This window comes from Pseudomonas trivialis (assembly GCF_001439805.1).
Taxonomy (GTDB): Bacteria; Pseudomonadota; Gammaproteobacteria; order Pseudomonadales; family Pseudomonadaceae; genus Aquipseudomonas; species Aquipseudomonas trivialis.
In genome coordinates this window covers 159,974-183,406 of record NZ_JYLK01000007.1, presented here as the reverse complement: position 1 = coordinate 183,406, position 23,433 = coordinate 159,974, and the positions used below count along the sequence as shown (strand labels likewise).

Genomic DNA, 23,433 nt, shown 5'->3' with positions numbered 1-23,433 from the left:
GCAGGCAAGCCAGCCCTTATCAAACACAAAATAACGTATTGATTTTAAAACCTGAAGTTTCAGGCAGCCACATTCCTGTGGCGAGCGGGCTTGCCCCGCGTTGGGCTGCGCAGCAGCCCCAAAACCCTGTTCTGCGTAGTGTCAGGTACAGCGCATTTTCTTTGATTGGGGGCGCTTCGCGCCCCAACGCGGGGCAAGCCCGCTCACCACAGAGGCCCCAGTTTGCTGCGCGACAGCGCTAAGTCGAAGACTTGGCGGAGCCACCCACAGTTTTGACCGCGTTTGGTTATTGACCGGAGTAGATCTGGTCAAACACGCCGCCATCATTGAAGTGAGTCTTCTGCACGGTGCGCCAGTCGCCAAAGGTCTTCTCCACCGACAGGAAGTCGACTTTCGGGAAACGGTCGGTGTACTTGGCCAGCACCGCCGGGTTGCGTGGGCGCAGGTAGTTATTGGCAGCAACTTCCTGGCCTTCGGGCGACCACAGGTACTTCAGGTAGTCTTCGGCGGCCGCGCGGGTGCCTTTCTTGTCGACCACTTTGTCGACCACCGACACCGGCGGCTCGGCCTCGGCGGAGACGCTTGGGTAGATCACTTCGAACTGATCGCGGCCGAATTCACGGGCGATCATTTCCGCTTCGTTCTCGAAGGTCACCAACACGTCGCCGATCTGGTTGGTCATGAACGTGGTGGTCGCGGCGCGGCCACCGGTGTCCAGCACTGGCGCCTGTTTGAACAGCTTGCCGACAAAGGCCTTGGCCTTGTCTTCGTCACCACCGTTCTTGAGTACATAGCCCCAGGCCGACAGGTAGGTGTAGCGGCCGTTACCGGACGTCTTGGGGTTGGGCACGATCACTTGCACGCCGTCTTTCAACAGGTCCGGCCAGTCCTTCAGGGCTTTCGGGTTGCCCTTGCGCACGATGAACACAGTGGCCGAGGTGAACGGCGCGCTGTTGTTCGGCAGGCGGGTGACCCAGTTGTCCGGCACCAGTTTGCCGTTATCGACCAGGGCATTGATGTCGGTGGCCATGTTCATGGTGATCACGTCGGCCGGCAGGCCATCGATGACCGAGCGCGCCTGTTTGCTGGAGCCGCCGAAGGACATCTGCAGGGTCAGCTTGTCGTTCGGGTGCACGCTGTCCCAGTGCTTCTGGAAGGCTGCGTTGTAGTCCTTGTAGAAATCGCGCATCACATCGTAAGAGACGTTGAGCAGTGTAACGGGGGCTGCCTGCACGGCGCCCGCGAGGGCAAGGCCGGCGGCCAGGAGAGAGGCGCTAACGAGTTTTTTCACTGCTCATTCCTTGTTGTTCGAGAAGAGGGGAGGCACTGTGCCAGCGACTATAGCGGCACGCGCATAGCGCCTTAAAGATTAAAAAGAACTTTGCTTATTCCACTTTCTTGAAAAGATGACTGCCACAGCGCGAACAGAACGCTGCGTTGGGCTCATGGCTGTCTTTCTTGCACACCGGGCAGTCGGTTTGCAGCTGTTCACCGCGCATGGCGCTGGCCAGTTCAGCGGTGAAAATCCCGGTGGGCACGGCGATGATCGAGTAACCGGTGATCATCACCAGTGACGAAATCACCTGGCCCAGCGGGGTCTTGGGCACGATGTCGCCAAAGCCCACGGTGGTCAGCGTCACGATTGCCCAATAGATACCCTTGGGAATGCTGGTAAAGCCGTGCTCCGGGCCTTCGATCACGTACATCAGGGTGCCGAACACGGTCACCAGCGTGCACACGCTGACCAGGAACACCACGATCTTCTGTTTGCTGCCGCGCAGCGCCGCCATCAGGTAGTTGGCCTGCTTGAGGTAGGGGCTGAGCTTGAGCACGCGGAAAATCCGCAGCATGCGGATGATGCGGATGATCAACAGGTACTGCGCGTCGCTGTAATACAGCGCGAGGATACCGGGCACGATGGCCAGCAGGTCCACCAGCCCATAAAAGCTGAAGGCATAACGCAGCGGCTTGGGCGAGCAATACAGGCGCAGGCAGTATTCGACGGCGAAGATCAGCGTGAAGCCCCACTCGATATAGGCCAGCACATTGGCGTAGTTCTGGTGGACCTGGTCGATGCTGTCGAGCATCACGATCACCAGGCTGGCGAGGATGATCAGCAGCAGGATGCCGTCAAAGCGCCGCCCGGCCAGGGTGTCGCTCTGGAAAACCATGACGTAGAGCCGCTGACGCCAATCGTTATTGCTGTGCATAAAGAACGCCCGAATCGAAGGTCGGGCAAGCCTAGGGGGATTCGAACGGGCTGTCCATGCGGGGGCGGGTTTTGGGTGAGTCAGAGAAACCGTGGTGAACCCATCGGGAGCAAGCCCCCTCCCACAGGGATCGCATTTATTCTGCGCGAATCGAGAAGTTCGCCATGTGCTCCAGGCCCTTGATCAGTGCCGAATGGTCCCAGTTGCCACCGCCTATTGCCCTGCAGGTGCTGAACACCTGCTGGGTGGCGGCGGTATTGGGCAGGTTGATCCCCAACTCTTTTGCCCCGGCCAGCGCCAGGTTCAAATCCTTCTGGTGCAGGTTGATACGAAAGCCCGGCTCGAAGGTGCCGTTGATCATGCGTTCGCCGTGCACTTCGAGGATTCTGGAGGCGGCAAAGCCGCCCATCAGCGCGTCACGCACCCTGGCCGGATCGGCGCCGTTTTTTGCCGCGAACAGCAGCGCTTCGGCCACCGCCTGGATGTTCAGTGCCACGATGATCTGGTTGGCCACCTTGGCTGTCTGGCCGTCGCCATTGCCGCCGACCAGCGTGATGTTCTTGCCCATGCTCTGCAGCAGCGGCAGGGCGCGCTCAAAGGTCTGCGGCTGACCACCGACCATGATGCTCAGGCTGCCGGCCCTGGCGCCGACTTCACCGCCGGACACCGGTGCGTCGAGGTAGCGCGCGCCGGTCTCATTGATCTTTGCCGCAAAGGCTTTGGTGGCGGTGGGGGAGATCGAACTCATGTCGATCACCACCTTGTCTGGTGACAGCCCGGTGGCCACGCCGTTGGCACCGAACAGCACGTCCTCGACCTGCGGCGTGTCGGGCACCATCACGATGATGAACTCGGCCTCCCGCGCCACCTGCTGCGGGGTGGCCAGGGCCACGGCGCCGGCGCTGATCAGTTCAGCCGGTGCCTTGCCGTGGTGTTCGGACAGAAACAACTGATGACCCGCCTTTTGCAGGTTCGCAGCCATGGGCAGGCCCATGATGCCGGTGCCGATAAAACCGATGTTAGCCATGATGAAATCCTCTTTTTATTAGATGGCGTTATGGCTTTTCAGCCAGCCAAGACCCGCTTCGGTGGTGGTCAACGGCTTGTATTCACAGCCGACCCAACCCTGGTACCCGATGCGGTCCAGATGTTCGAACAGGAAGCGGTAGTTGATCTCGCCGGTGCCCGGCTCGTTGCGCCCCGGGTTGTCGGCCAGTTGGATATGGTTGATCACCTCCAGGTGAGTGGCCATGGTCCGGGCCAGGTCGCCCTCCATGATTTGCATGTGGTAGATGTCGTATTGCAGGAACAGATTGTCACTGCCCACCTGCTCGCGGATCGCCAGGGCTTGCGCGGTATTGTTGAGGTAGAACCCCGGGATATCGCGGGTGTTGATCATTTCCATCACCAGCCGGATGCCTGCCGCCTGAAGGTGTTCGGCGGCGTACTTGAGGTTGGCGACAAAGGTCTGCTCCACGGTTTTATCGTCCACCCCTTCGGGGCGAATGCCCGCCAGGCAGTTGACCTGGGTATTGCCCAGCACTTGGGCGTAGGCGATGGCGAGCGTGACCCCGGCGCGGAACTCCTCGACCCGGTCAGGGTGGCACGCGATGCCGCGCTCACCCTTGGCCCAGTCCCCGGCTGGCAGGTTGAACAGCACTTGGGTCAGGCCGTTGGCCTCGAGCTGCGCCTTGAGTTCAACTGAGCTGAACTCATACGGGAACAGGTATTCGACGCCGGCGAAACCGGCGTCGGCGGCCGCCTTGAAACGGGCGAGGAAATCCTGTTCGGTAAACAGCATGGACAGGTTGGCGGCAAAGCGCGGCATAGGGTTCTCCTTAATCGAGCAGGGCAATGGCAGTCGGCGCATCGTTGCCGACCAGCGCCAGGTCTTCGAATTCGTTGACGGCGTTGATCTCGGTGCCCATGGAAATATTGGTCACGCGCTCCAGAATAATCTCAACGATCACTGGCACCTTGAATGTTTCGATCATTTCCTGGGCCTTGCGCAACGCCGGCTGGATCTGGCCCGGCTCGAACACCCGCAGCGCCTTGCAACCCAGGCCTTCGGCGACGGCCACATGGTCGACGCCATAGCCGTTCAGCTCCGGCGCGTTGAGGTTGTCGAAAGACAGCTGCACGCAATAATCCATGTCAAAGCCTCGCTGGGCCTGGCGTATCAAGCCCAGGTAGGAATTGTTCACCACCACATGGATATACGGCAGCTTGAACTGTGCGCCCACCGCCAGCTCTTCGATCATGAACTGGAAATCATAGTCCCCCGACAGCGCCACCACCTTGCGGCTCGGGTCAGCCTTGACCACGCCGAGGGCCGCCGGAATGGTCCAGCCCAGGGGCCCGGCCTGGCCGCAGTTGATCCAGTGGCGGGGTTTATAAACGTGCAGAAATTGCGCGCCGGCAATCTGCGACAGGCCGATGGTGCTGACGTAGCAGGTGTCTTTGCCGAATACCCGGTTCATCTCTTCGTACACCCGCTGCGGCTTGACCGGCACGTTATCGAAGTGGGTCTTGCGCTGCAGGGTGGCCTTGCGTTGCTGGCAGTCATGCAGCCAGGCGCTGCGGTCCTTGAGTTTGCCGGCGGCTTTCCATTCGCGGGCCACGTCGATGAACATCGTCAGTGCGGCGCCGGCGTCGGAAACAATGCCCAGGTCCGGGGCGAACACGCGGCCGATCTGCATCGGTTCGATGTCGACATGGATGAACCTGCGTCCCTCGGTGTACACCTCCACCGAGCCCGTATGGCGATTGGCCCAGCGGTTGCCGATGCCCAGCACCAGGTCTGACTCGAGCAGGGTCGCGTTGCCATACCGGTGCGAGGTTTGCAGGCCGACCATGCCCACCATCTGCGGGTGATCATCGGGGAGGGTGCCCCAGCCCATCAGGGTCGGGATCACCGGGATGCCGGTCAGTTCGGCGAACGCCACCAGCAAGTCGCTGGCGTCGGCATTGATCACGCCGCCGCCGCTCACCAGTAACGGACGTTCGGCCGCATCGAGCAGGGCCAGGGCCTTTTCCACCTGAGCGCGGGTGGCCAGCGGTTTGGCCAGGGGCAGCGGCTGGTAGGCGTCGATGTCGAACTCGATTTCGGCCATCTGCACATCGAACGGCAGATCGATCAGCACCGGGCCGGGGCGCCCGGAGCGCATTTCATAAAAGGCTTTCTGGAACGCGTAGGGCACCTGGCCCGGCTCCAGCACGGTGGTCGCCCACTTGGTCACCGGCTTGACGATGCTGGTGATATCGACGGCCTGGAAGTCTTCCTTGTGCAGGCGGGCACGGGGCGCCTGGCCGGTGATGCACAGGATCGGGATGGAGTCGGCCGACGCGCTGTAGAGGCCGGTGACCATGTCGGTGCCCGCCGGACCCGAAGTGCCGATACACACGCCGATATTGCCGGCCTTGGTGCGGGTATAGCCCTCGGCCATGTGCGAGGCGCCTTCAACATGGCGAGCAAGGACGTGATCGATGCCGCCAAGCTTCTGCAAAGCCGAATACAGCGGGTTGATCGCAGCGCCCGGGATGCCGAAGGCGGTGTTCACGCCCTCGCGGCGCATCACCAGGACGGCGGCTTCGACTGCTCTCATTCTGCTCATTTTTTGTCGCCTCGTATTTTTATAATTGTATACACGTTGCGTTTGGTCGGAGTTTATTCACGCCGGACTGTGCAGGTCAATGCATTTTATGAGCAGGCTTTTACGTCTTTCGACGGTTTATGTGCTGTTTTTAGAGGCTTTGTTGATGGTTTTGTATACAAAAATAATTGTAAATGTATTCTATTTTTATTAACGTCTTGATCAAACAGGCCTTGAGCGCATCCTGATAACAAGAAAAAGGACGGCACCATGAGCGCGTTAAGCTTGAAACTCGCTACTCAATTGACCTGCCACGCCATCGCCGCCGGCCGTGCGATGTCCGCCGCACCGCTGACCATCGCGGTACTCGACAGCGGCGGCCATCTGATCACCCTTCAACGTGAAGACGGCGCCAGCCTGCTGCGCCCGCAGATCGCCACCGGCAAGGCCTGGGGGGCGATCGGGATCAGCGGGGATACCTCGGATATTGATGAGCGGTGCGCGATTACGGCGATTGAGGGGCTGGGGTTGCTGGCGGATGCGGGGGTGCCAGATTGACTGGATTATCTTCAGGGCCCCATCGCGGGCAAGCCAGCCTCCATATTGGACGGTGTAATCCCGTGGGAGTCCCCACTACCTCTTCGACGTAGCGCTGTCGCGCAGCAAAATGGGGCCTCTGTGGCGAGCGGGCTTGCCCCGCGTTGGGGCGCGAAGCGTCCCCAATCAAAGAAAACGCGGTGTACCTGACACTACGCACAACATGGTTTTAGGGCTGCTGCGCAGCCCAACGCGGGGCAAGCCCGCTCGCCACAGGAATGTGGCTGCCTGGAACTTAAGGTTTAAAATCAATAAGTTATTTTGTGTTTGATAAGAGCGGGCTTGCCCGCGATGGCCTCACCCGGATCTATCAGTCCGGCTCACATCCCTTCAACACCAACCGGATAATCGTCTGCGCCGCCGCCTCATAGTCGGCCTCATCCAGCCTGGCCTTGCCGGTCACGGCTGAAATCTGCCAGTCGAAATCGGCATAGGTCTGGGTGGCCGCCCAGATGCTGAACATCAGGTGATGGGGATCGATTGCTGCGATCAACCCGCGATCCACCCAGCTCTGGATGCAGTCGATATTGTGCCTGGCCTGGGCATTCAGTTGTTCGACTTGCTCCCCGCTCAGGTGCGGCGCGCCGTGCATGATTTCGCTGGCGAACACTTTGGAGGCGAAGGGCAGGTCGCGGGAGATGCGGATTTTCGAGCGGATGTAGTTGCTCAATACCTCCTTGGGGTCGCCTTGGGGATTGAACGGCGTGGAGGCGGCCAATATCGGCTCGATGATGCTCTCGAGCACCTCGCGGTAGAGGTTGTCCTTGGATTTGAAGTAGTAGTAGACGTTGGGCTTGGGCAGCCCGGCCTTGGCGGCGATGTCGCTGGTTTTGGTTGCGGCGAAGCCCTTGTCGGCAAACTCCTCGCTCGCCGCCCGCAGGATCTTTTCTTTATTGCGCTCGCGAATGGTGCTCATAAACCAGAGATTTCCTTGCCAGGACAGGCGGTTGCACATGGTAGCACCGGCCATCCGCGAGCCTCAACAATGTGCCCGCTAAGGGTGGCGCCTGAGTCTGCATCGCGTTCACTTTGAAAGGCTGCTCAAGGTGCGGTCGCGGCGAAAATATTTAATTGGATTTTGTCTGTTTAAAGGCAAAAAAAAGGCCATTCGGTTGAATGGCCTTTTTTTATCGACGCGGTTTACTCGGCAATCTGCAACTTGCGCGATTCGGTGTAGATATACCGCACCTTCTCATACTCGAACGGCGAGTTCATCTGACCGTAGCGGAAGCTGGTCTGATAACGCCGGTCCACTGCTCGCAACGCCCAGATTTCCGGGTGGTTGGAGCTGACTTCGGCCACGTTCAGGAAGTTGATCTGGTTTTCGGCGGTGTAGTCCACCAGGAGCCCTGCGGTGTCGCGCAGGTTGGAGGGGCCGAAGATCGGCAGCACCACATAGGCGCCGCCGGGTACGCCGTAGAAGCCCAGGGTCTGGCCGAAGTCTTCGCTCTGGCGCGGCAGGCCCATGGCGGTGGCCGGGTCCCACAGGCCTGCGATGCCGATGGTGGTGTTGACCAGCAGACGCCCGGTGGTTTCCAGCGAGCGATGGCCCTTGAGCTGCAGCAGGCTGTTGAGCAGGTTGGGCACATCGCCCAGGTTGTTGAAGAAGTTGCTCACGCCGGTGCGCAGGAAACTGGGCGTGACGTAGCGATAACCGTCGACCACCGGCAGGAACACCCATTGGTCGAAGCGGTAGTTGAAGTGGTACACGCGGCGGTTCCACGATTCCAGCGGGTCGTACACGTTGAGCGCGGTGAGCGACGAACGCTCGAACTCGCGCTGGTCCAGGCCCGGGTTGAACTTGAGCTTGGTCAGCGGTTCCTTGAAGCCATCAGCGTCAACCTTGACCGGCTCGTGGGCCTTGCTGTTGTCGGCATTGGCCACGCCTGCGCACATCAGGGCGGCAAGCAGCAGAAGATATTTAGCCACGGAAGAACTCCAGCATGGCGTCGGCGTTGACGCGGTAATTAAGGTTGCCGCAGTGGCCGCCCAGCGGGTAGACGGTCAAGCGATCGCCGAAGGTTTTACGCAGGAAACCCAGGTCGCCAGGGCCGAGGATCACGTCGTCGGCGTTGTGCATGACGGCGATTTTCGGGCTGGCGTGCAGGTAGTCCTTCAGCGCGTACAGGCTCACCTGATCGACCAGTTGCAGCAGGCTGCCGCCATCGGAGCGCGCACGCCACATCGGAATGACTTGCTCGGTGAGGTAGCAGTCGAAGTCGCATTGCAGCGCACGCTTGAGGAATGGCGTGAGGCTGGTGCCTTCGGTGATCGGATACTTGGGCGGAATGATCAGGCCGCGGCGGTTGATCAGGTCCGAGGTAAAGGCAATATCAGCCGCCGAGAAGCGGAACGAGGTGCCGATCAGCATGGCCATCTGTTCGTTGGTCAGGTGCTGTTTGGATTGCTGGAAGTCGTAGAGCAGGGCGTCGTTGAGGTCGATGTAGCCCTTTTGCTGGAAGTAGCGGGTCAGCTTGTTCAACACCAGTTCATAAAAAGTGGTGGTGTTGTTGATGCCCTTGACCTCCGTCTGCACCAGCTTGTCGAGGTTGGTGATCGAGGTGTAGAGGTTGACCGGCGGGTTGAGCAGCAGCACTTTCTTGAAGTTGAAGCTGCGGCGGGTCTCGTCGAGCTTGCTGACGAATGCCGCGTCCAGCGCACCCAGGCTGTAGCCGGTGAGGTAGAAGTCGGTCACCGGCAGCGAGGCATTCTGCGCACGCACGGCCTGCATCACGCGGTACATGTCTTCGGCGTCTTCCTGGGTGATACCCGGGGTCGCGAAGCGCGAGGCGGCGCTGATGAAGTCGAAACTGGTGGGCGACGAGAGTTGCACCACGTGGTAGCCGGCCTGGTAGTACAGTTTTTTCAGGTATTCGTTGATGCTGCTGTCGAACCGCGCGCCGGTGCCGGCGATGAGGAAGATCAGCGGCGCGGCGCGATCCTGCTTGGCGATGCGATAGGTAAGTTTCTTCACCGCCCAGAAGTTGTCCGGCAGGCTGAATTCGCGCTCGGGACGCATGTTCAGGGTGTAGTCGGACTGGTTGATCTCGTCGTCGCTCGGCAAGGTGGGCCGAAGGTCGGGCGGGGTGGTGGCGATGGTCGCTTCGAACGGGTTGGTCAAAGGGTAGCCATAGCTGGCCTGGTCGATATCGACCGCCAGTGCTGACGCACTCAAAAATAGGCTGCCCAGCAAGGCAGCGCAGCGCAAGGAACGGAGCATGACTGGATCCCTAAGAGGAAAAGGTGCTGAATGAAGTTCGCAGGCTATGACCACCACGTAATCGCCGAAGTGCCATCACTCGGCACTAAAATGTCGGAGAATTACATCAGAATTGGGCTATAGCAGGCAGAAGATACACTTTGCCGCGCATTGATGAACACTAATTGTGTGTATGTCCCTTGCCATCGGCCGGCGGGGCATTAAGCTGATCGCCGTTTTCGCCTATCGGAGTGCCCCATGTCCCGCCGCTTCCCCTTGATTTTGCTGCTGATTGCCCTGCCGTTATGGCTGGCTGCCAGTTATGGCGCACGCTATGGTTTTGTGGAAGATGCGCAGTGGGTCGGGCTCTGCGCCGACGACGCCAGCCGCTGGGAATGCCAGGTGCGTTCGAACCTGGGGTTGATGATTCACTTCCAGGTGCTGGGCTGGCTGACATTGGTGCCGGCGGTACTGGCGTTCTTCGTGCCGGGACGCGCGGGGCTGGGGTTGGCGCTGTTGGCCTTGCTCTTCGGGGTGCCCGCGCTGGTGTTGTACAACGCCAGTTTTGCAGTGTTTGCGCTGGTGATTGCGGGGTTGCGGTTGGTCAGAGCGCCGCGTGGTATCTGACAGGCCTCATCGCGGGCTTGCCTGCGATAGCGGTTTCAGACCTTGCGCACCCTCAGGCAACGCCACAACGCCACAACCATCAGCAGGCTGACCACCGCCCAACCCCAAGCCTGCTGGTTCAGCAAACCCTCACGGTACAATTGCGGCGCAATGCCGGCACCGATGATCAGGGCCAGCAGCACCATCTCCCGACGCGGCCCGCCCACCGGGCGCACCAGGTACACCAACGCCGGCAGCACCAGTGCCGCGCTGGGAAAGCTGCGATAGCGCGGGTCGAACACCATGGCGAGCATCATCACCGCGCCGGCGAACCCGGCCATCGCCACCAGCCAGCCCGCCCGCCGCTCCATCCAGGCGAACGCCCGCTCGCGCCAACCCTCACGGGCACTCAGGGCGAGCGCCGCGTGAGCGAGTACCGACAGGTTCAACATCACCAGCACGGCGGCCCAGGCCCATTCATCCGGGGAGCGTGCCGTGACGCGGGTCAGCTCGGCCCAGGTGCCGATGGAGCATGCGGCGACGGCGCCCAGCAGCGGCAGCGCAAGCGCGTTGCGTGTGCTGCGTACGCGGCCGCCCAGCACCAGCGCAGCCAGTAGAATGGCTCCCCCGACGCCCAGCCACACTCGCCAGTACGGCACATTGCTCACCGGTCCGGCGAGGATGCCCTTTTCCTGGCGATCGGCATCGAACAGCCCCCAATAGCCGCCCACGGCACCTTCATTGAGACGTTTCCACGGCTGGTCAAAGGCTTCGATCAGGTTGTAGTGCCAGCCATTGGCTTCGGCCATGGCGACGAAGCCGCGCATGAACTTCGCCTGGTTGACCCGACTTGGCACGGCCGTCTCGCGCTGGCGGCCCTGGCTGGGCCAGCCGGTTTCGCCGATCAGTATGTCCTTGTCAGGGAACCTGAGGCCGAAGGTCTGGCGCACGTCGCCCACATGCTTGAGGGCCTGGTCGATGCCGGAGGGGTCATCTTCCCAGTACGGCAGCAGGTGAATGGTCAGGAAGTCCACCGCCGGAGCGATTTCCGGGTGCTGCAGCCAGAATTCCCACACGTCGGCGTAGGTCACTGGCTGTTTGATCTGGCTTTTGACGGTGTGGATCAGCTTCACCAGTTGCGTGGCGGTGACTTCCTTGCGCAGCAGCGCTTCGTTGCCGACGATCACTGACGTCACTACGTCGGGGTTGGCGTTGGCGGCGGCGATCAGCAACTCGACTTCTTTTTGGGTGGCGATCGGGTCACTGCTGACCCAGGCGCCAATCATCAGCTTCAGCCCGTGCTTGCGTGCCAGCGCCGGTATGGCCTCAAGACCGTACATCGAATAAGTGCGGATGCACTCAAAGCGCGTGGCCAGCAGGGCCAGGTCGGCGTCCATGCGCTCGGGGCGCAGGGTGAACGGCTGGTCATAAGGCGACTGGTCCTTGTCGAACGGCGTGTAGGACGCGCATTGCAACTTGTGGCTGGCGCTGGCGACGTCCGGCAGCACCACGGAACGGCCCAGGCCGTACCAGTAACCAACGAGGGCCAGCAGGCCGAGGAGCAAGGCAAGGCAATAGGGCAGGGCAGGGAAGCGGGCAGTGGCGGGCATGGTCGGCTTTTCTGGGGGAGCAAAGGCGCGCATCTTACCCGGATTTGTCCCGTCCCAGTGGGGCTGCATACTTTTGACATGCAAAGTTCGAGCGGGATATTGGCGTTAAATCCTACAAAGCGTCTTACTGGCTATGTGATGTCGTTTCTTGCTTACCCGAGGTCGCTGACAGAGCAGGTCGAATGCCCGCTCAGGTTGATGATCCAAGCGTCAGCACTCCACTGATGGCGTACCACCGTGATCGACGCGCGTGATGGGGGCGCGGTGCACCCTATAACAACAGGTTGACGTCGCTCGGCATCCGCCGGGCGCAGCACTTTCGGGGAAGTACTATGAAGATGCGACGACTCTTGGGCGCAGCTGCCACTCTGGTAGTTGCGATGGGCTCCACACTGGCCAGTGCCGACAGCAAGACCCTGAGCATCGGCTACGTGGACGGGTGGTCCGACAGTGTTGCCACCACCCATGTGGCGGCAGAGGTGATCAAGCAGAAGCTCGGCTACGACGTAAAACTGCAAGCGGTCGCCACCGGGATCATGTGGCAGGGCGTTGCCACCGGCAAGCTCGACGCCATGCTCTCCGCCTGGCTGCCGGTGACCCACGGTGAATACTGGACCAAGAACAAGGACAAGGTGGTCGACTACGGCCCCAACTTCAAGGACGCGAAGATCGGCCTGATCGTGCCGGAGTATGTCAAAGCCAAGTCCATCGAAGATCTCAAGACCGACACCACCTTCAAGAACAAAATCGTCGGCATCGACGCCGGTTCAGGCGTGATGCTCAAGACCGACGAAGCGATCAAGCAGTACGGCCTCGATTACAAACTGCAGGCCAGCTCCGGTGCTGCGATGATCGCCGAACTGACCCGTGCCGAAGACAAGCAGGAGTCCATTGCGGTCACCGGTTGGGTACCACACTGGATGTTCGCCAAATGGAAACTGCGCTTCCTGGAAGATCCAAAAGGGATTTATGGTGCTGCTGAAACCGTCAACAGCATCGGCAGCAAGGGCCTGGAGAAGAAAGCGCCGGAAGTCGCGGCCTTCCTGAAAAAATTCCAGTGGGCCTCCAAGGATGAAATCGGCGAAGTCATGCTCGCGATCCAGGAAGGCGCCAAGCCTGATGCCGCGGCCAAGGACTGGGTCGCCAAGCACCCTGAGCGCGTTGCTGAGTGGACCGCTAAATAACCCCGGCCTTGATGCAACCCCCTGTGGGAGGGGGCTTGCTCCCGATGGCGGTGGGTCAGCCACAGATGTTTTGGCTGCCCCACCGCCATCGGGAACAAGCCCCCTCCCACATTATTTTCGTCCCTCGCAAATGTTTCTGCACCCTCCCAATCCCTCGCTACACTCCCTCTACTACTAAGGTCGTCTGGAACCTGTTCCAGAGCCGCATACAGTGGCCATGTTCCAATAATAAAAAAGCTGTGCTGCGAGGATAAAAATAATGAACGACAGCATTTACCTCTCGATTCAAAACAGCCCGCGCTTCAAGGAGCTGGTGAGAAAAAGGGAAAGGTTCGCCTGGATTCTCTCGGCGATCATGCTCGGGCTCTACTCCGCTTTCATCCTGTTGATCGCCTACGGGCCGCAAGTACTGGGGGCCAGGATCAGCCCCGGTTCGTCGGTTACCTGGGGCATTCCCCTGGGCGTCGGCCTGATTGTGTCGGCCTTTGTCCTGACCGGCATCTACGTGCGTCGGGCCAATGGCGAATTTGACGACCTGAACAATGCGATTCTCAAGGAGGCTGCGCAATGATCCGGCGTCTATTGGCTATATTCGGCGCTTCGCTGTTTGCTCCGGCCGTGTGGGCGGCCGACGCATTGACCGGTGCCGTGCAAAAGCAACCGCTGAACATCTCGGCCATCGTGATGTTCGTTGCGTTTGTGGGGGCCACCTTGTGCATCACCTACTGGGCTTCCAAGCGTAACAAGTCTGCCGCCGACTACTATGCGGCGGGCGGCAAGATCACCGGTTTCCAGAACGGCCTGGCGATTGCCGGCGATTACATGTCGGCCGCGTCTTTCCTGGGCATATCCGCACTGGTTTATACCTCTGGCTACGACGGGTTGATCTATTCGATCGGCTTTCTCGTGGGCTGGCCGATCATTCTTTTCCTGATCGCCGAGCGCTTGCGCAACCTGGGCAAGTACACCTTCGCCGATGTGGCGTCCTATCGCCTGGGGCAAACCCAGATCCGCAGCCTGTCGGCCTGTGGCTCGCTGGTGGTAGTGGCGTTCTACCTGATCGCGCAGATGGTGGGCGCGGGCAAGTTGATCCAGCTGCTGTTCGGCCTGGACTACCACGTTGCGGTGATTCTGGTTGGCATCCTGATGTGCATGTACGTGCTGTTCGGCGGCATGCTGGCGACCACCTGGGTGCAGATCATCAAGGCGGTGCTGTTGCTGTCCGGTGCCTCGTTCATGGCGCTGATGGTAATGAAACACGTCAACTTCGACTTCAACATGCTGTTCTCCGAGGCGATCAAGGTTCACCCCAAAGGTGAAGCGATCATGAGCCCTGGCGGCCTGGTGAAAGACCCGATCTCGGCATTCTCATTGGGTCTGGCACTGATGTTCGGTACCGCCGGCCTGCCGCACATCCTGATGCGCTTCTTCACCGTGAGCGACGCCAAGGAAGCGCGCAAGAGCGTGCTGTATGCCACAGGCTTCATCGGTTACTTCTACATACTGACCTTCATCATCGGGTTTGGCGCGATCCTGCTGGTCAGCACCAATCCGGCGTTCAAGGATGCGGCCGGCGCCTTGCTGGGTGGTAACAACATGGCAGCGGTGCATCTGGCCGACGCAGTGGGTGGCAGCATCTTCCTGGGCTTTATCTCGGCCGTGGCCTTCGCCACCATCCTTGCGGTGGTTGCCGGCCTGACACTGGCCGGCGCTTCGGCGGTGTCCCATGACCTGTATGCCAGCGTGATCAAGAAAGGCAAGACCAACGACAAGGATGAGATTCGCGTCTCGAAGATCACCACCGTGGCCTTGGGCGTATTGGCAATCGGCCTGGGTATTCTGTTCGAAAGCCAGAACATCGCGTTCATGGTGGGCCTTGCGTTCTCGATTGCTGCCAGCTGTAACTTCCCGGTGCTGCTGCTTTCCATGTACTGGAAAAACCTCACCACCCGTGGCGCCATGATCGGCGGCTGGCTGGGTCTGATCAGTGCCGTGGGCCTGATGATTTTGGGCCCGACCATCTGGGTCTCGATCCTGCATCATGAAAAAGCCATTTTCCCGTACGAATACCCGGCGCTGTTCTCGATGATCATCGCGTTCGTGGGCATCTGGTTCTTCTCCATCACCGACAAGTCGGCGGCGGCAGAGAAAGAGCGTGCGCTGTACTTCCCGCAGTTTGTGCGTTCGCAAACTGGCCTGGGGGCGAGTGGGGCGGTTAATCACTAAGATGTGGCGGGATAAGGAAATGCCCCGGTCGAAAGGCCGGGGCATTTTTTTGTCTGGGGTTTCGTGGTGCTGGTGCTGGCCTCATCACAGTTAACCGGGTACATCCTTTGGAATGCAGTCAAATGTGGGAGGGGGCTTGCTCCCGATGGCGGTAGACCAGACAGCACAAACAAAAACGGCCTCCACTAAGGAAGGCCGTTCTCGGTACAACCAGGCAATTGCTTACTTGCGATCTTCCAGCTTGGTAATGTCACGCGACTCGTAGCCGGTGTACAGCTGGCGCGGGCGGCCAATCTTGTACGGGCTGGAGAGCATTTCCTTCCAGTGGGAGATCCAGCCCACGGTCCGCGCCAGGGCGAAGATCACGGTGAACATGCTGGTTGGAATGCCGATGGCCTTGAGGATGATCCCCGAGTAGAAGTCGACGTTCGGGTACAGCGAGCGTTCGATGAAGTACGGGTCGGTCAGGGCGATCTCTTCCAGGCGCATGGCCAGTTCGAGTTGCGGATCGTTCTTGATGCCCAGCTCTTTCAACACTTCGTCGCAGGTCTGCTTCATCACGGTGGCGCGCGGGTCGCGGTTCTTGTAGACCCGGTGACCGAAGCCCATCAACTTGAACGGATCGTTCTTGTCCTTGGCCTTGGCGATGAATTTGTCGATGTTGGACACATCGCCGATTTCATCGAGCATGGTCAGCACGGCTTCGTTCGCACCGCCGTGGGCAGGGCCCCAGAGTGCGGCGATGCCGGCGGCGATACAGGCAAACGGGTTGGCACCCGAGGAGCCTGCCAGGCGCACGGTGGACGTGGAGGCGTTCTGCTCGTGGTCGGCGTGGAGGATGAAGATCCGGTCCATGGCCTTGGCGAGCACCGGGCTTATCGGTTTGATCTCGCACGGGGTGTTGAACATCATGTGCAGGAAGTTTTCTGCGTACGTCAGGTCATTGCGCGGGTACATCATGGGTTGGCCCATGGAGTACTTGTAAACCATCGCGGCCAGCGTCGGCATCTTGGCAACCAGGCGGATCGCGGAGATTTCGCGATGCTGCGGGTTATTGATGTCCAGGGAGTCGTGATAGAAGGCCGAGAGGGCGCCGACCACGCCGCACATGACGGCCATCGGGTGGGCGTCGCGACGGAAGCCGTTGAAGAAGGTCTTCAACTGTTCATGAACCATGGTGTGGTTCTTTACGGTGCTGACGAACTGGGCCTTTTGCTCGGCTGTTGGCAATTCGCCATTTAGCAGCAGGTAGCAGGTTTCCAGGTAGTCCGACTGTTCAGCGAGTTGCTCGATCGGGTAGCCCCGGTGCAGCAGAATGCCATTGTCGCCATCGATATAGGTGATCTTCGACTCGCACGAGGCGGTCGACATGAAGCCTGGGTCGAAAGTGAAACGGCCCGTGGCCGTTAGGCCCCGTACGTCGATAACATCGGGACCAACGGTGCCGGTTAAAATGGGCAGCTCGACGGGGGCTGCGCCCTCGATGATCAACTGCGCTTTTTTGTCAGCCATGTGGCCTCCTATTTATGCTTCAAATCATCAGACAGCCCCCCACGCAGGGCCCGCACCACTATAGTGAGATAAATTCAGAAGTCAATTTGCCTAAAGTCTTGCTCCAGAAGGCTTTAACCATACTTTTTCGTCGAAATTGACTGCCGTTTACGCCTTTTATACCGCCAGCGCAATCCGCTATTAGGGTGAGGAGCGCGCGTTGTCATTAGTAGCCTAACTGTCTATACTCGGCCACCGACCGCCAAGGGCTTTTGGGCTTGCTTTCATTGGGGGTCGCACTCCCTGGGTGGTGCTTACCTGACCAGTCGCACTCCCCAACAACTTTGCCCTGATTGTTAGGGGCTCTTCAGTGTGAAAAAAAGCCGTGAATAGCCAACGACCTGTAAACCTAGACCTAAGGACCATCAAACTCCCCATCACCGGCGTTACGTCGTTCCTGCACCGTGTTTCCGGCATCATCCTGTTCCTCGGCCTGGGCATCATGCTTTACGCATTGAGCAAATCCCTGGAGTCCGCGGAAGGTTACGCCGAGGTGAAGGCATACTTGACCAGCCCGCTGGCCAAGTTCGTAGCATGGGGCCTCCTGTCCGCTCTGCTGTATCACCTGGTAGCCGGCGTGCGCCACTTGATCATGGATGCAGGCATCGGTGAGACGCTGGAAGGCGGCCGCCTGGGCTCGAAAATCATCATCGCCATTTCCGTGGTGCTGATCGTTCTGGCAGGAGTTTGGATATGGTAACCAGCGTAACGAATCTGTCCCGTTCAGGCCTCTATGACTGGATGGCACAGCGTGTGTCTGCGGTCGTTCTCGCGGCTTATTTCATTTTCCTGATCGGATACCTCGTCGCAAACCCGGGCATCGGCTATGAGCAATGGCACGGCCTGTTCGCCCACAATGCGATGCGAATCTTCAGTCTGCTGGCCCTTGTGGCCCTGGGCGCTCACGCCTGGGTCGGCATGTGGACCATCGCAACCGACTACCTGACGCCGATGGCGCTGGGCAAGTCCGCGACCGCAGTCCGTTTTCTCTTTCAGGCAGTCTGCGGCATCGCGATGTTCGCTTACTTCGTCTGGGGTGTGCAGATTCTTTGGGGTATCTGATTCATGGCTAACATTCCAACTATTTCCTTCGACGCCATCATTATTGGTGGCGGCGGTGCCGGCATGCGCGCTGCGCTGCAGCTGGCCCAGGGTGGTCACAAGACTGCCGTGATCACCAAGGTGTTCCCGACCCGTTCCCATACCGTATCGGCCCAGGGTGGCATCACCTGCGCCATCGCTTCCGCCGACCCGAACGATGACTGGCGCTGGCACATGTACGATACCGTCAAGGGCTCCGACTACATCGGTGACCAGGACGCTATCGAATACATGTGTCAGGAAGGCCCGGCTGCAGTGTTCGAGCTGGACCACATGGGTCTGCCGTTCTCCCGTACCGAGCAAGGCCGTATCTACCAGCGTCCATTCGGCGGCCAGTCGAAGGATTACGGTAAAGGCGGGCAGGCTGCCCGTACCTGCGCGGCCTCCGACCGTACCGGTCACGCGCTGCTGCACACCCTTTATCAGGGCAACCTGAAAGCCGGTACCACGTTCCTGAACGAGTACTACGCGGTGGACCTGGTGAAGAACGCCGACGGTGCATTCGTCGGTGTGATCGCCATCTGCATCGAAACCGGTGAAACCTCCTACATCCGTGCCAAGGCCACCGTGCTGGCAACCGGCGGTGCAGGCCGTATCTACGCGTCCACAACCAATGCCCTGATCAACACCGGTGACGGCGTTGGCATGGCCCTGCGTGCCGGCGTGCCGGTGCAGGACATCGAAATGTGGCAGTTCCACCCGACCGGCATCGCCGGCGCCGGTGTACTGGTCACCGAAGGCTGCCGTGGTGAAGGTGGTTACCTGATCAACAAGCACGGCGAGCGTTTCATGGAGCGTTATGCGCCGAACGCCAAGGACCTTGCCGGTCGTGACGTTGTGGCCCGTTCCATGGTTAAGGAGATCATCGCCGGCAACGGCTGTGGCCCGAACGGCGACCACGTACTGCTCAAGCTCGATCACCTGGGCGAAGAAGTGCTGCACAGCCGTCTGCCAGGTATCTGCGAACTGTCCAAGACCTTCGCTCACGTTGACCCGGTGGTTGCGCCGGTGCCGGTTGTTCCAACCTGCCACTACATGATGGGCGGCGTGCCGACCAACATTCATGGCCAGGCGATCACCCAGAACGCCGACGGCGTGGACGAAATCATCCACGGCCTGTTCGCGGTGGGCGAAGTGGCCTGCGTATCGGTACACGGTGCCAACCGTCTGGGCGGCAACTCGCTGCTCGACCTGGTGGTATTCGGCCGCGCGGCCGGCCTGCACCTGGAAAAAGCGTTGACCGACGGCATCGAATACGATGACGCCACCGACGCCAACATCGAAGCAGCCCTGTCCCGCCTGAACGCGCTGAACGAGCGCACCGATGGCGAAGACGTCGCTACCCTGCGTCGCGAGCTGCAAAGCTGCATGCAGAACTACTTCGGTGTGTTCCGTACCGGCGAATACATGCAGAAGGGCATCGCCCAGTTGGCGGATCTGCGCCAGCGCATCGGCAACGTCAAGATCAACGATAAGAGCCAGGCATTCAACACCGCTCGTATCGAAGCCCTTGAGCTGCAAAACCTGTTGGAAGTGGCTGAAGCAACGGCGATCGCCGCCGAGGTTCGTAAAGAATCCCGTGGTGCTCATGCCCGTGAAGACTTTGAAGACCGCGACGACGAAAACTGGTTGTGCCACACCCTGTACTTCCCGGGTGACAAGCGCGTAACCAAGCGTGCCGTGAACTTCTCGCCGAAGACTGTTCCGACGTTTGAACCGAAAATTCGGACTTACTAAGGGTGGCTGCCATGTTGAAAGTCAGTGTTTACCGCTACAACCCTGATCAGGACGCTGCGCCGTTCATGCAGGAATTCCAGGTCGATACCGGTGGTAAGGACCTGATGGTGCTGGACGTGCTGGCCCTGATCAAAGAGCAGGACGAGGGTTTCTCCTATCGTCGCTCTTGCCGTGAAGGTGTCTGCGGTTCCGACGGCATGAACATCAACGGCAAAAACGGCCTGGCGTGCATCACGCCGCTGTCGGCCGTGGTTAAAGGCAACAAGCTGATCGTTCGTCCACTGCCAGGTTTGCCGGTTATCCGTGACCTGGTTGTCGATATGAGCATCTTCTACAAGCAATACGAGAAAGTTAAGCCGTTCCTGCAGAACGACACGCCGGCTCCGGCCATCGAGCGTCTGCAGTCCCCTGAAGAGCGTGAAAAGCTCGACGGTCTGTACGAGTGCATTCTGTGCGCCTGCTGCTCGACCTCGTGCCCGTCCTTCTGGTGGAACCCGGACAAGTTCCTGGGTCCAGCCGCGCTGCTGCAAGCGTATCGCTTCCTGGCAGACAGCCGTGACACCAAGACATCCGAGCGTCTGGCTTCGCTGGATGACCCGTTCAGCGTATTCCGCTGCCGCGGGATCATGAACTGCGTCAACGTATGTCCCAAAGGCCTGAACCCGACTAAGGCCATTGGTCACATCCGCAACATGCTGCTGCAAAGCGGCGTGTAACCGGCGTTGTATCAAGGCAGGACCGTTGTGCCCGTAAATGCTGCGGCGCAGGCTTCAACCGGCGCCGTAGTTTTAACTTGAGCAGCGACTTACAAAGCCGCGGCTCTTATTTTGAAGAAATGAGACAAGCAGGGGCATTCGGGTTGGTACCCGAACTATCAGCGTGATCCTAAGTGGCTTGTTTTGGTCGCTGCACTTGGCCTTTTGCAAGCAAACTCGGTGTTTTCGCCGGTGGTGTCCCCAAATCGAGGGTGACCAAGCATGCAAGAAAGCGTGATGCAGCGCATGTGGAACAGCGGCTATCTTTCAGGTGGTAACGCTGCCTATGTGGAAGAGCTTTATGAGCTCTACCTGCACGACCCTAACGCTGTGCCAGAAGAATGGCGCACCAAATTTCAGACGTTGTCTTCAGACGGCAACGCTGCCACCGATGTATCGCACGCAACAATTCGCGATCAGTTCGTGCTGCTGGCCAAGAACCAGCGCCGCGCCCAACCGGTTTCCGCCGGCAGCGTGAGCAGTGAGCACGAGAAGAAGCAAGTTGAAGTACTGCGACTGATCCAGGCTTACCGGATGCGTGGCCACCAGGCGGCCCAGCTTGACCCGCTGGGGCTCTGGAAGCGTCCTGCACCGGCTGACCTGTCGATCAATCATTACGGCTTGACCAATGCCGATCTTGATACGACCTTCCGTGCCGGCGACCTGTTCATCGGCAAAGAGGAAGCGAGCCTACGCGAAATTCACGAAGCGTTGCAGCAGACATATTGCCGCACCATCGGCGCTGAATTCACGCACATCACCGATTCCGAGCAACGCCACTGGTTCCAGCATCGCCTCGAAGGCGTGCGTGGCCGTCCGGTGCTGTCCGCCGAGGTACGCAGCCACCTGCTCGAGCGTGTGACTGCCGCTGAAGGCCTGGAAAAATACCTGGGCACCAAGTACCCGGGCACCAAGCGTTTCGGCCTGGAAGGCGGCGAAAGCCTGATTCCGATGCTCGATGAACTGATCCAGCGTTCCGGTTCCTATGGCACCAAGGAAGTCGTGATCGGCATGGCCCACCGTGGTCGCCTGAACGTGTTGGTCAACACCTTCGGCAAGAACCCGCGCGAGCTGTTCGACGAGTTCGAAGGCAAGAAAAAGGTCGAGCTGGGTTCCGGTGACGTTAAATATCACCAGGGCTTCTCGTCCAACGTCATGACCTCGGGTGGTGAAGTTCACCTGGCCATGGCGTTCAACCCCTCCCACCTGGAAATCGTTTCTCCAGTGGTCGAGGGGTCGGTGCGTGCTCGCCAGGACCGTCGCAACGACGCCACCGGTGAGAAAGTGCTGCCGATTTCCATCCACGGTGACGCGGCATTCGCCGGCCAGGGCGTGGTTCTGGAAACCTTCCAGATGTCGCAGACCCGCGGCTTCAAGACGGGCGGCACGGTACACATCGTCATCAACAACCAGGTTGGTTTCACCATCAGCAACCCGCTGGACGCGCGCTCTACCGAGTACGCCACCGACGTTGCCAAGATGATCCAGGCGCCGATCCTCCATGTGAATGGCGATGATCCGGAGGCCGTGCTGTTCGTGACCCAGCTGGCCGTCGACTACCGCATGCAGTTCAAGCGTGACGTGGTGATCGACCTCGTGTGCTACCGCCGTCGCGGTCACAACGAAGCGGATGAGCCAAGCGGCACCCAGCCGTTGATGTACCAGCAGATCACCAAGCAGCGCACCACCCGTGAACTGTATGCCGAAAGCCTGACCAAGGCCGGCATCGTTGACGAAGCCCGTGTGCAGGCGAAGATCGACGAATACCGCAACGCGCTGGACAACGGCCTGCACGTGGTGAAAAGCCTGGTCAAGGAACCGAACAAAGAGCTGTTCGTCGACTGGCGTCCATACCTGGGTCACACCTGGACGGCGCGTCACGACACCTCGTTCGACCTCAAGACCCTGCAGGAACTGTCGGCCAAGCTGCTGGAAATTCCGGATGGCTTCGTCGTACAGCGCCAGGTGTCGAAGATCTACGAAGACCGTCAGAAGATGCAAGTCGGCGGCCTGCCGATCAACTGGGGTTACGCCGAAACCATGGCGTACGCGACCCTGGCGTTCGAAGGTCACCCGATCCGCATGACCGGCCAGGACATCGGCCGTGGTACGTTCTCGCACCGTCATGCCGTGTTGCACAACCAGAAAGACGCGGGCACCTACGTGCCGCTGCAGAACCTGTACGAAGGTCAGCCGCGTTTCGACCTGTACGACTCGTTCCTGTCGGAAGAAGCCGTGCTGGCGTTCGAATACGGTTACTCCACCACCACGCCGCAGGCGCTGGTGATCTGGGAAGCCCAGTTCGGCGACTTCGCCAACGGTGCCCAGGTGGTGATCGACCAGTTCATCACCAGCGGCGAGCACAAGTGGGGCCGCCTGTGCGGTCTGACCATGCTGCTGCCGCACGGTTATGAAGGCCAGGGCCCGGAGCACTCTTCGGCCCGTCTGGAGCGTTACCTGCAACTGTGCGCCGAGCACAACATTCAGGTGTGCGTGCCGACGACCCCGGCGCAGATCTACCACTTGCTGCGTCGCCAAGTGATCCGTCCTCTGCGCAAGCCGTTGATCGTGCTGACGCCGAAATCACTGTTGCGCCACAAGCTGGCCATTTCGACCCTGGAAGACCTGGCCGAAGGTTCGTTCCAGACCGTTATTCCAGAAATCGACACACTCGACCCGGCCAAGGTAACGCGCCTGATCCTGTGCAGCGGCAAGGTCTACTACGACCTGCTGGAAAAACGCCGTGCCGAAGGCCGCGAAGACATCGCCATCGTGCGTATCGAGCAGCTTTACCCGTTCCCGGAAGATGACCTCATGGAGATCATCGCGCCTTACACCCAGCTCACGAATGTGGTGTGGTGTCAGGAAGAACCGATGAACCAGGGCGCCTGGTACAGCAGCCAGCATCATTTGCGTCGCAGTATCGGCAACCACAACCGGGCGTTGAACCTGGAGTACGCCGGTCGTGATGCTTCTGCTGCACCTGCGTGTGGTTATGCGTCGATGCACGCCGAGCAGCAGGAAAAACTGCTGCAAGATGCTTTCACTGTTTAACGCCTTCGCG

General features: G+C 59.9%; 20 protein-coding genes. 10 read left to right on the top strand and 10 right to left on the bottom strand.

The genetic code is table 11. The annotated features are described in order from the left end of the window. Positions 1–286: 286 nt before the first annotated feature. From TU79_RS13025 to gcl, 5 genes are all read right to left on the bottom strand, one after another. Complete coding sequence (locus TU79_RS13025) at positions 287–1,291, bottom strand: sulfate ABC transporter substrate-binding protein (protein WP_057008351.1); 1,005 nt, start codon at positions 1,289–1,291, stop codon at positions 287–289. 94 nt (positions 1,292–1,385) lie between these two features. Further along, the gene (locus TU79_RS13020; RefSeq protein ID WP_057008350.1) at positions 1,386–2,210 is read right to left on the bottom strand and encodes an ion transporter; all 825 of its coding nucleotides are present in this window, start codon (positions 2,208–2,210) and stop codon (positions 1,386–1,388) included. 136 nt (positions 2,211–2,346) lie between these two features. Beyond that, positions 2,347–3,237 carry a 2-hydroxy-3-oxopropionate reductase gene (locus TU79_RS13015; protein ID WP_057008349.1) on the bottom strand — a complete coding sequence of 297 codons (891 nt, stop codon included), beginning with the start codon at positions 3,235–3,237 and terminating at the stop codon, positions 2,347–2,349. A gap of 18 nt (positions 3,238–3,255) precedes the next feature. Continuing rightward, complete coding sequence (gene hyi, locus TU79_RS13010; protein ID WP_057008348.1) at positions 3,256–4,038, bottom strand: hydroxypyruvate isomerase; 783 nt, start codon at positions 4,036–4,038, stop codon at positions 3,256–3,258. 10 nt (positions 4,039–4,048) lie between these two features. Continuing rightward, entirely contained in the window at positions 4,049–5,824 is a 1,776-nt protein-coding gene (gene gcl, locus TU79_RS13005; RefSeq protein ID WP_057008347.1) for a glyoxylate carboligase, read from the bottom strand. Positions 5,825–6,073: 249 nt separating this feature from the next. Here gcl and TU79_RS13000 point away from each other — a divergent pair, with 249 nt between their 5' ends. Beyond that, the gene (locus TU79_RS13000) at positions 6,074–6,361 is read left to right on the top strand and encodes a GlcG/HbpS family heme-binding protein (RefSeq protein WP_057008346.1); all 288 of its coding nucleotides are present in this window, start codon (positions 6,074–6,076) and stop codon (positions 6,359–6,361) included. Between the two features lie 349 nt (positions 6,362–6,710). On the opposite strand, the gene TU79_RS12995 is transcribed toward TU79_RS13000, so the two are convergent. From TU79_RS12995 to TU79_RS12985, 3 genes are all read right to left on the bottom strand, one after another. After that, positions 6,711–7,316: a TetR/AcrR family transcriptional regulator gene (locus TU79_RS12995; protein ID WP_057008345.1), complete on the bottom strand. Its 606-nt coding sequence runs from the start codon at positions 7,314–7,316 to the stop codon at positions 6,711–6,713. Between the two features lie 224 nt (positions 7,317–7,540). Then, complete coding sequence (locus tag TU79_RS12990) at positions 7,541–8,329, bottom strand: MlaA family lipoprotein (protein WP_057008344.1); 789 nt, start codon at positions 8,327–8,329, stop codon at positions 7,541–7,543. Further along, a complete protein-coding gene (locus tag TU79_RS12985; RefSeq protein WP_057008343.1) occupies positions 8,322–9,620 on the bottom strand; it encodes a serine/threonine protein kinase in 1,299 nt (432 codons plus the stop codon). Before TU79_RS12985 ends, TU79_RS12990 begins: the two co-directional genes overlap by 8 nt. Positions 9,621–9,857: 237 nt before the next feature. Here TU79_RS12985 and TU79_RS12980 point away from each other — a divergent pair, with 237 nt between their 5' ends. Continuing rightward, positions 9,858–10,226, top strand: coding sequence for a hypothetical protein (locus TU79_RS12980; RefSeq protein WP_057008342.1), 369 nt, complete (start codon positions 9,858–9,860; stop codon positions 10,224–10,226). 35 nt (positions 10,227–10,261) lie between these two features. Here the strand turns inward: TU79_RS12980 and TU79_RS12975 are convergent, their stop codons facing one another. After that, complete coding sequence (locus tag TU79_RS12975; protein ID WP_057008341.1) at positions 10,262–11,815, bottom strand: glycoside hydrolase family 17 protein; 1,554 nt, start codon at positions 11,813–11,815, stop codon at positions 10,262–10,264. Between the two features lie 332 nt (positions 11,816–12,147). On the opposite strand from TU79_RS12975, the gene TU79_RS12970 reads away from it, so the two are divergent. The 3 genes from TU79_RS12970 to TU79_RS12960 all read left to right on the top strand — a co-directional run bounded on the left by TU79_RS12970 (position 12,148) and on the right by TU79_RS12960 (position 15,225). After that, positions 12,148–12,999, top strand: a complete 852-nt coding sequence (locus tag TU79_RS12970) for a glycine betaine ABC transporter substrate-binding protein (RefSeq protein ID WP_057008340.1) — start codon at positions 12,148–12,150, stop codon at positions 12,997–12,999. 259 nt (positions 13,000–13,258) lie between these two features. Further along, on the top strand, positions 13,259–13,570 hold the full coding sequence (locus TU79_RS12965; RefSeq protein WP_057008339.1) for a DUF485 domain-containing protein: 312 nt from the start codon (positions 13,259–13,261) through the stop codon (positions 13,568–13,570). Next, complete coding sequence (locus TU79_RS12960) at positions 13,567–15,225, top strand: cation acetate symporter (protein ID WP_057008338.1); 1,659 nt, start codon at positions 13,567–13,569, stop codon at positions 15,223–15,225. Before TU79_RS12965 ends, TU79_RS12960 begins: the two co-directional genes overlap by 4 nt. A gap of 222 nt (positions 15,226–15,447) precedes the next feature. On the opposite strand, the gene gltA is transcribed toward TU79_RS12960, so the two are convergent. Further along, entirely contained in the window at positions 15,448–16,737 is a 1,290-nt protein-coding gene (gene gltA, locus TU79_RS12955; protein ID WP_012723087.1) for a citrate synthase, read from the bottom strand. 364 nt (positions 16,738–17,101) lie between these two features. Here gltA and sdhC point away from each other — a divergent pair, with 364 nt between their 5' ends. From sdhC to TU79_RS12930, 5 genes are all read left to right on the top strand, one after another. After that, positions 17,102–17,476, top strand: coding sequence for a succinate dehydrogenase, cytochrome b556 subunit (sdhC, locus tag TU79_RS12950; RefSeq protein ID WP_057008337.1), 375 nt, complete (start codon positions 17,102–17,104; stop codon positions 17,474–17,476). Next, on the top strand, positions 17,470–17,838 hold the full coding sequence (gene sdhD, locus TU79_RS12945) for a succinate dehydrogenase, hydrophobic membrane anchor protein (protein WP_003233245.1): 369 nt from the start codon (positions 17,470–17,472) through the stop codon (positions 17,836–17,838). Before sdhC ends, sdhD begins: the two co-directional genes overlap by 7 nt. A gap of 3 nt (positions 17,839–17,841) precedes the next feature. After that, complete coding sequence (sdhA, locus tag TU79_RS12940; RefSeq protein WP_057008336.1) at positions 17,842–19,614, top strand: succinate dehydrogenase flavoprotein subunit; 1,773 nt, start codon at positions 17,842–17,844, stop codon at positions 19,612–19,614. Between the two features lie 11 nt (positions 19,615–19,625). Continuing rightward, positions 19,626–20,330: a succinate dehydrogenase iron-sulfur subunit gene (locus tag TU79_RS12935; protein ID WP_003172807.1), complete on the top strand. Its 705-nt coding sequence runs from the start codon at positions 19,626–19,628 to the stop codon at positions 20,328–20,330. A 261-nt stretch (positions 20,331–20,591) separates the two neighbouring features. Beyond that, positions 20,592–23,423, top strand: coding sequence for a 2-oxoglutarate dehydrogenase E1 component (locus tag TU79_RS12930; RefSeq protein WP_057008335.1), 2,832 nt, complete (start codon positions 20,592–20,594; stop codon positions 23,421–23,423). The last annotated feature ends 10 nt before the right edge of the window (positions 23,424–23,433 follow it).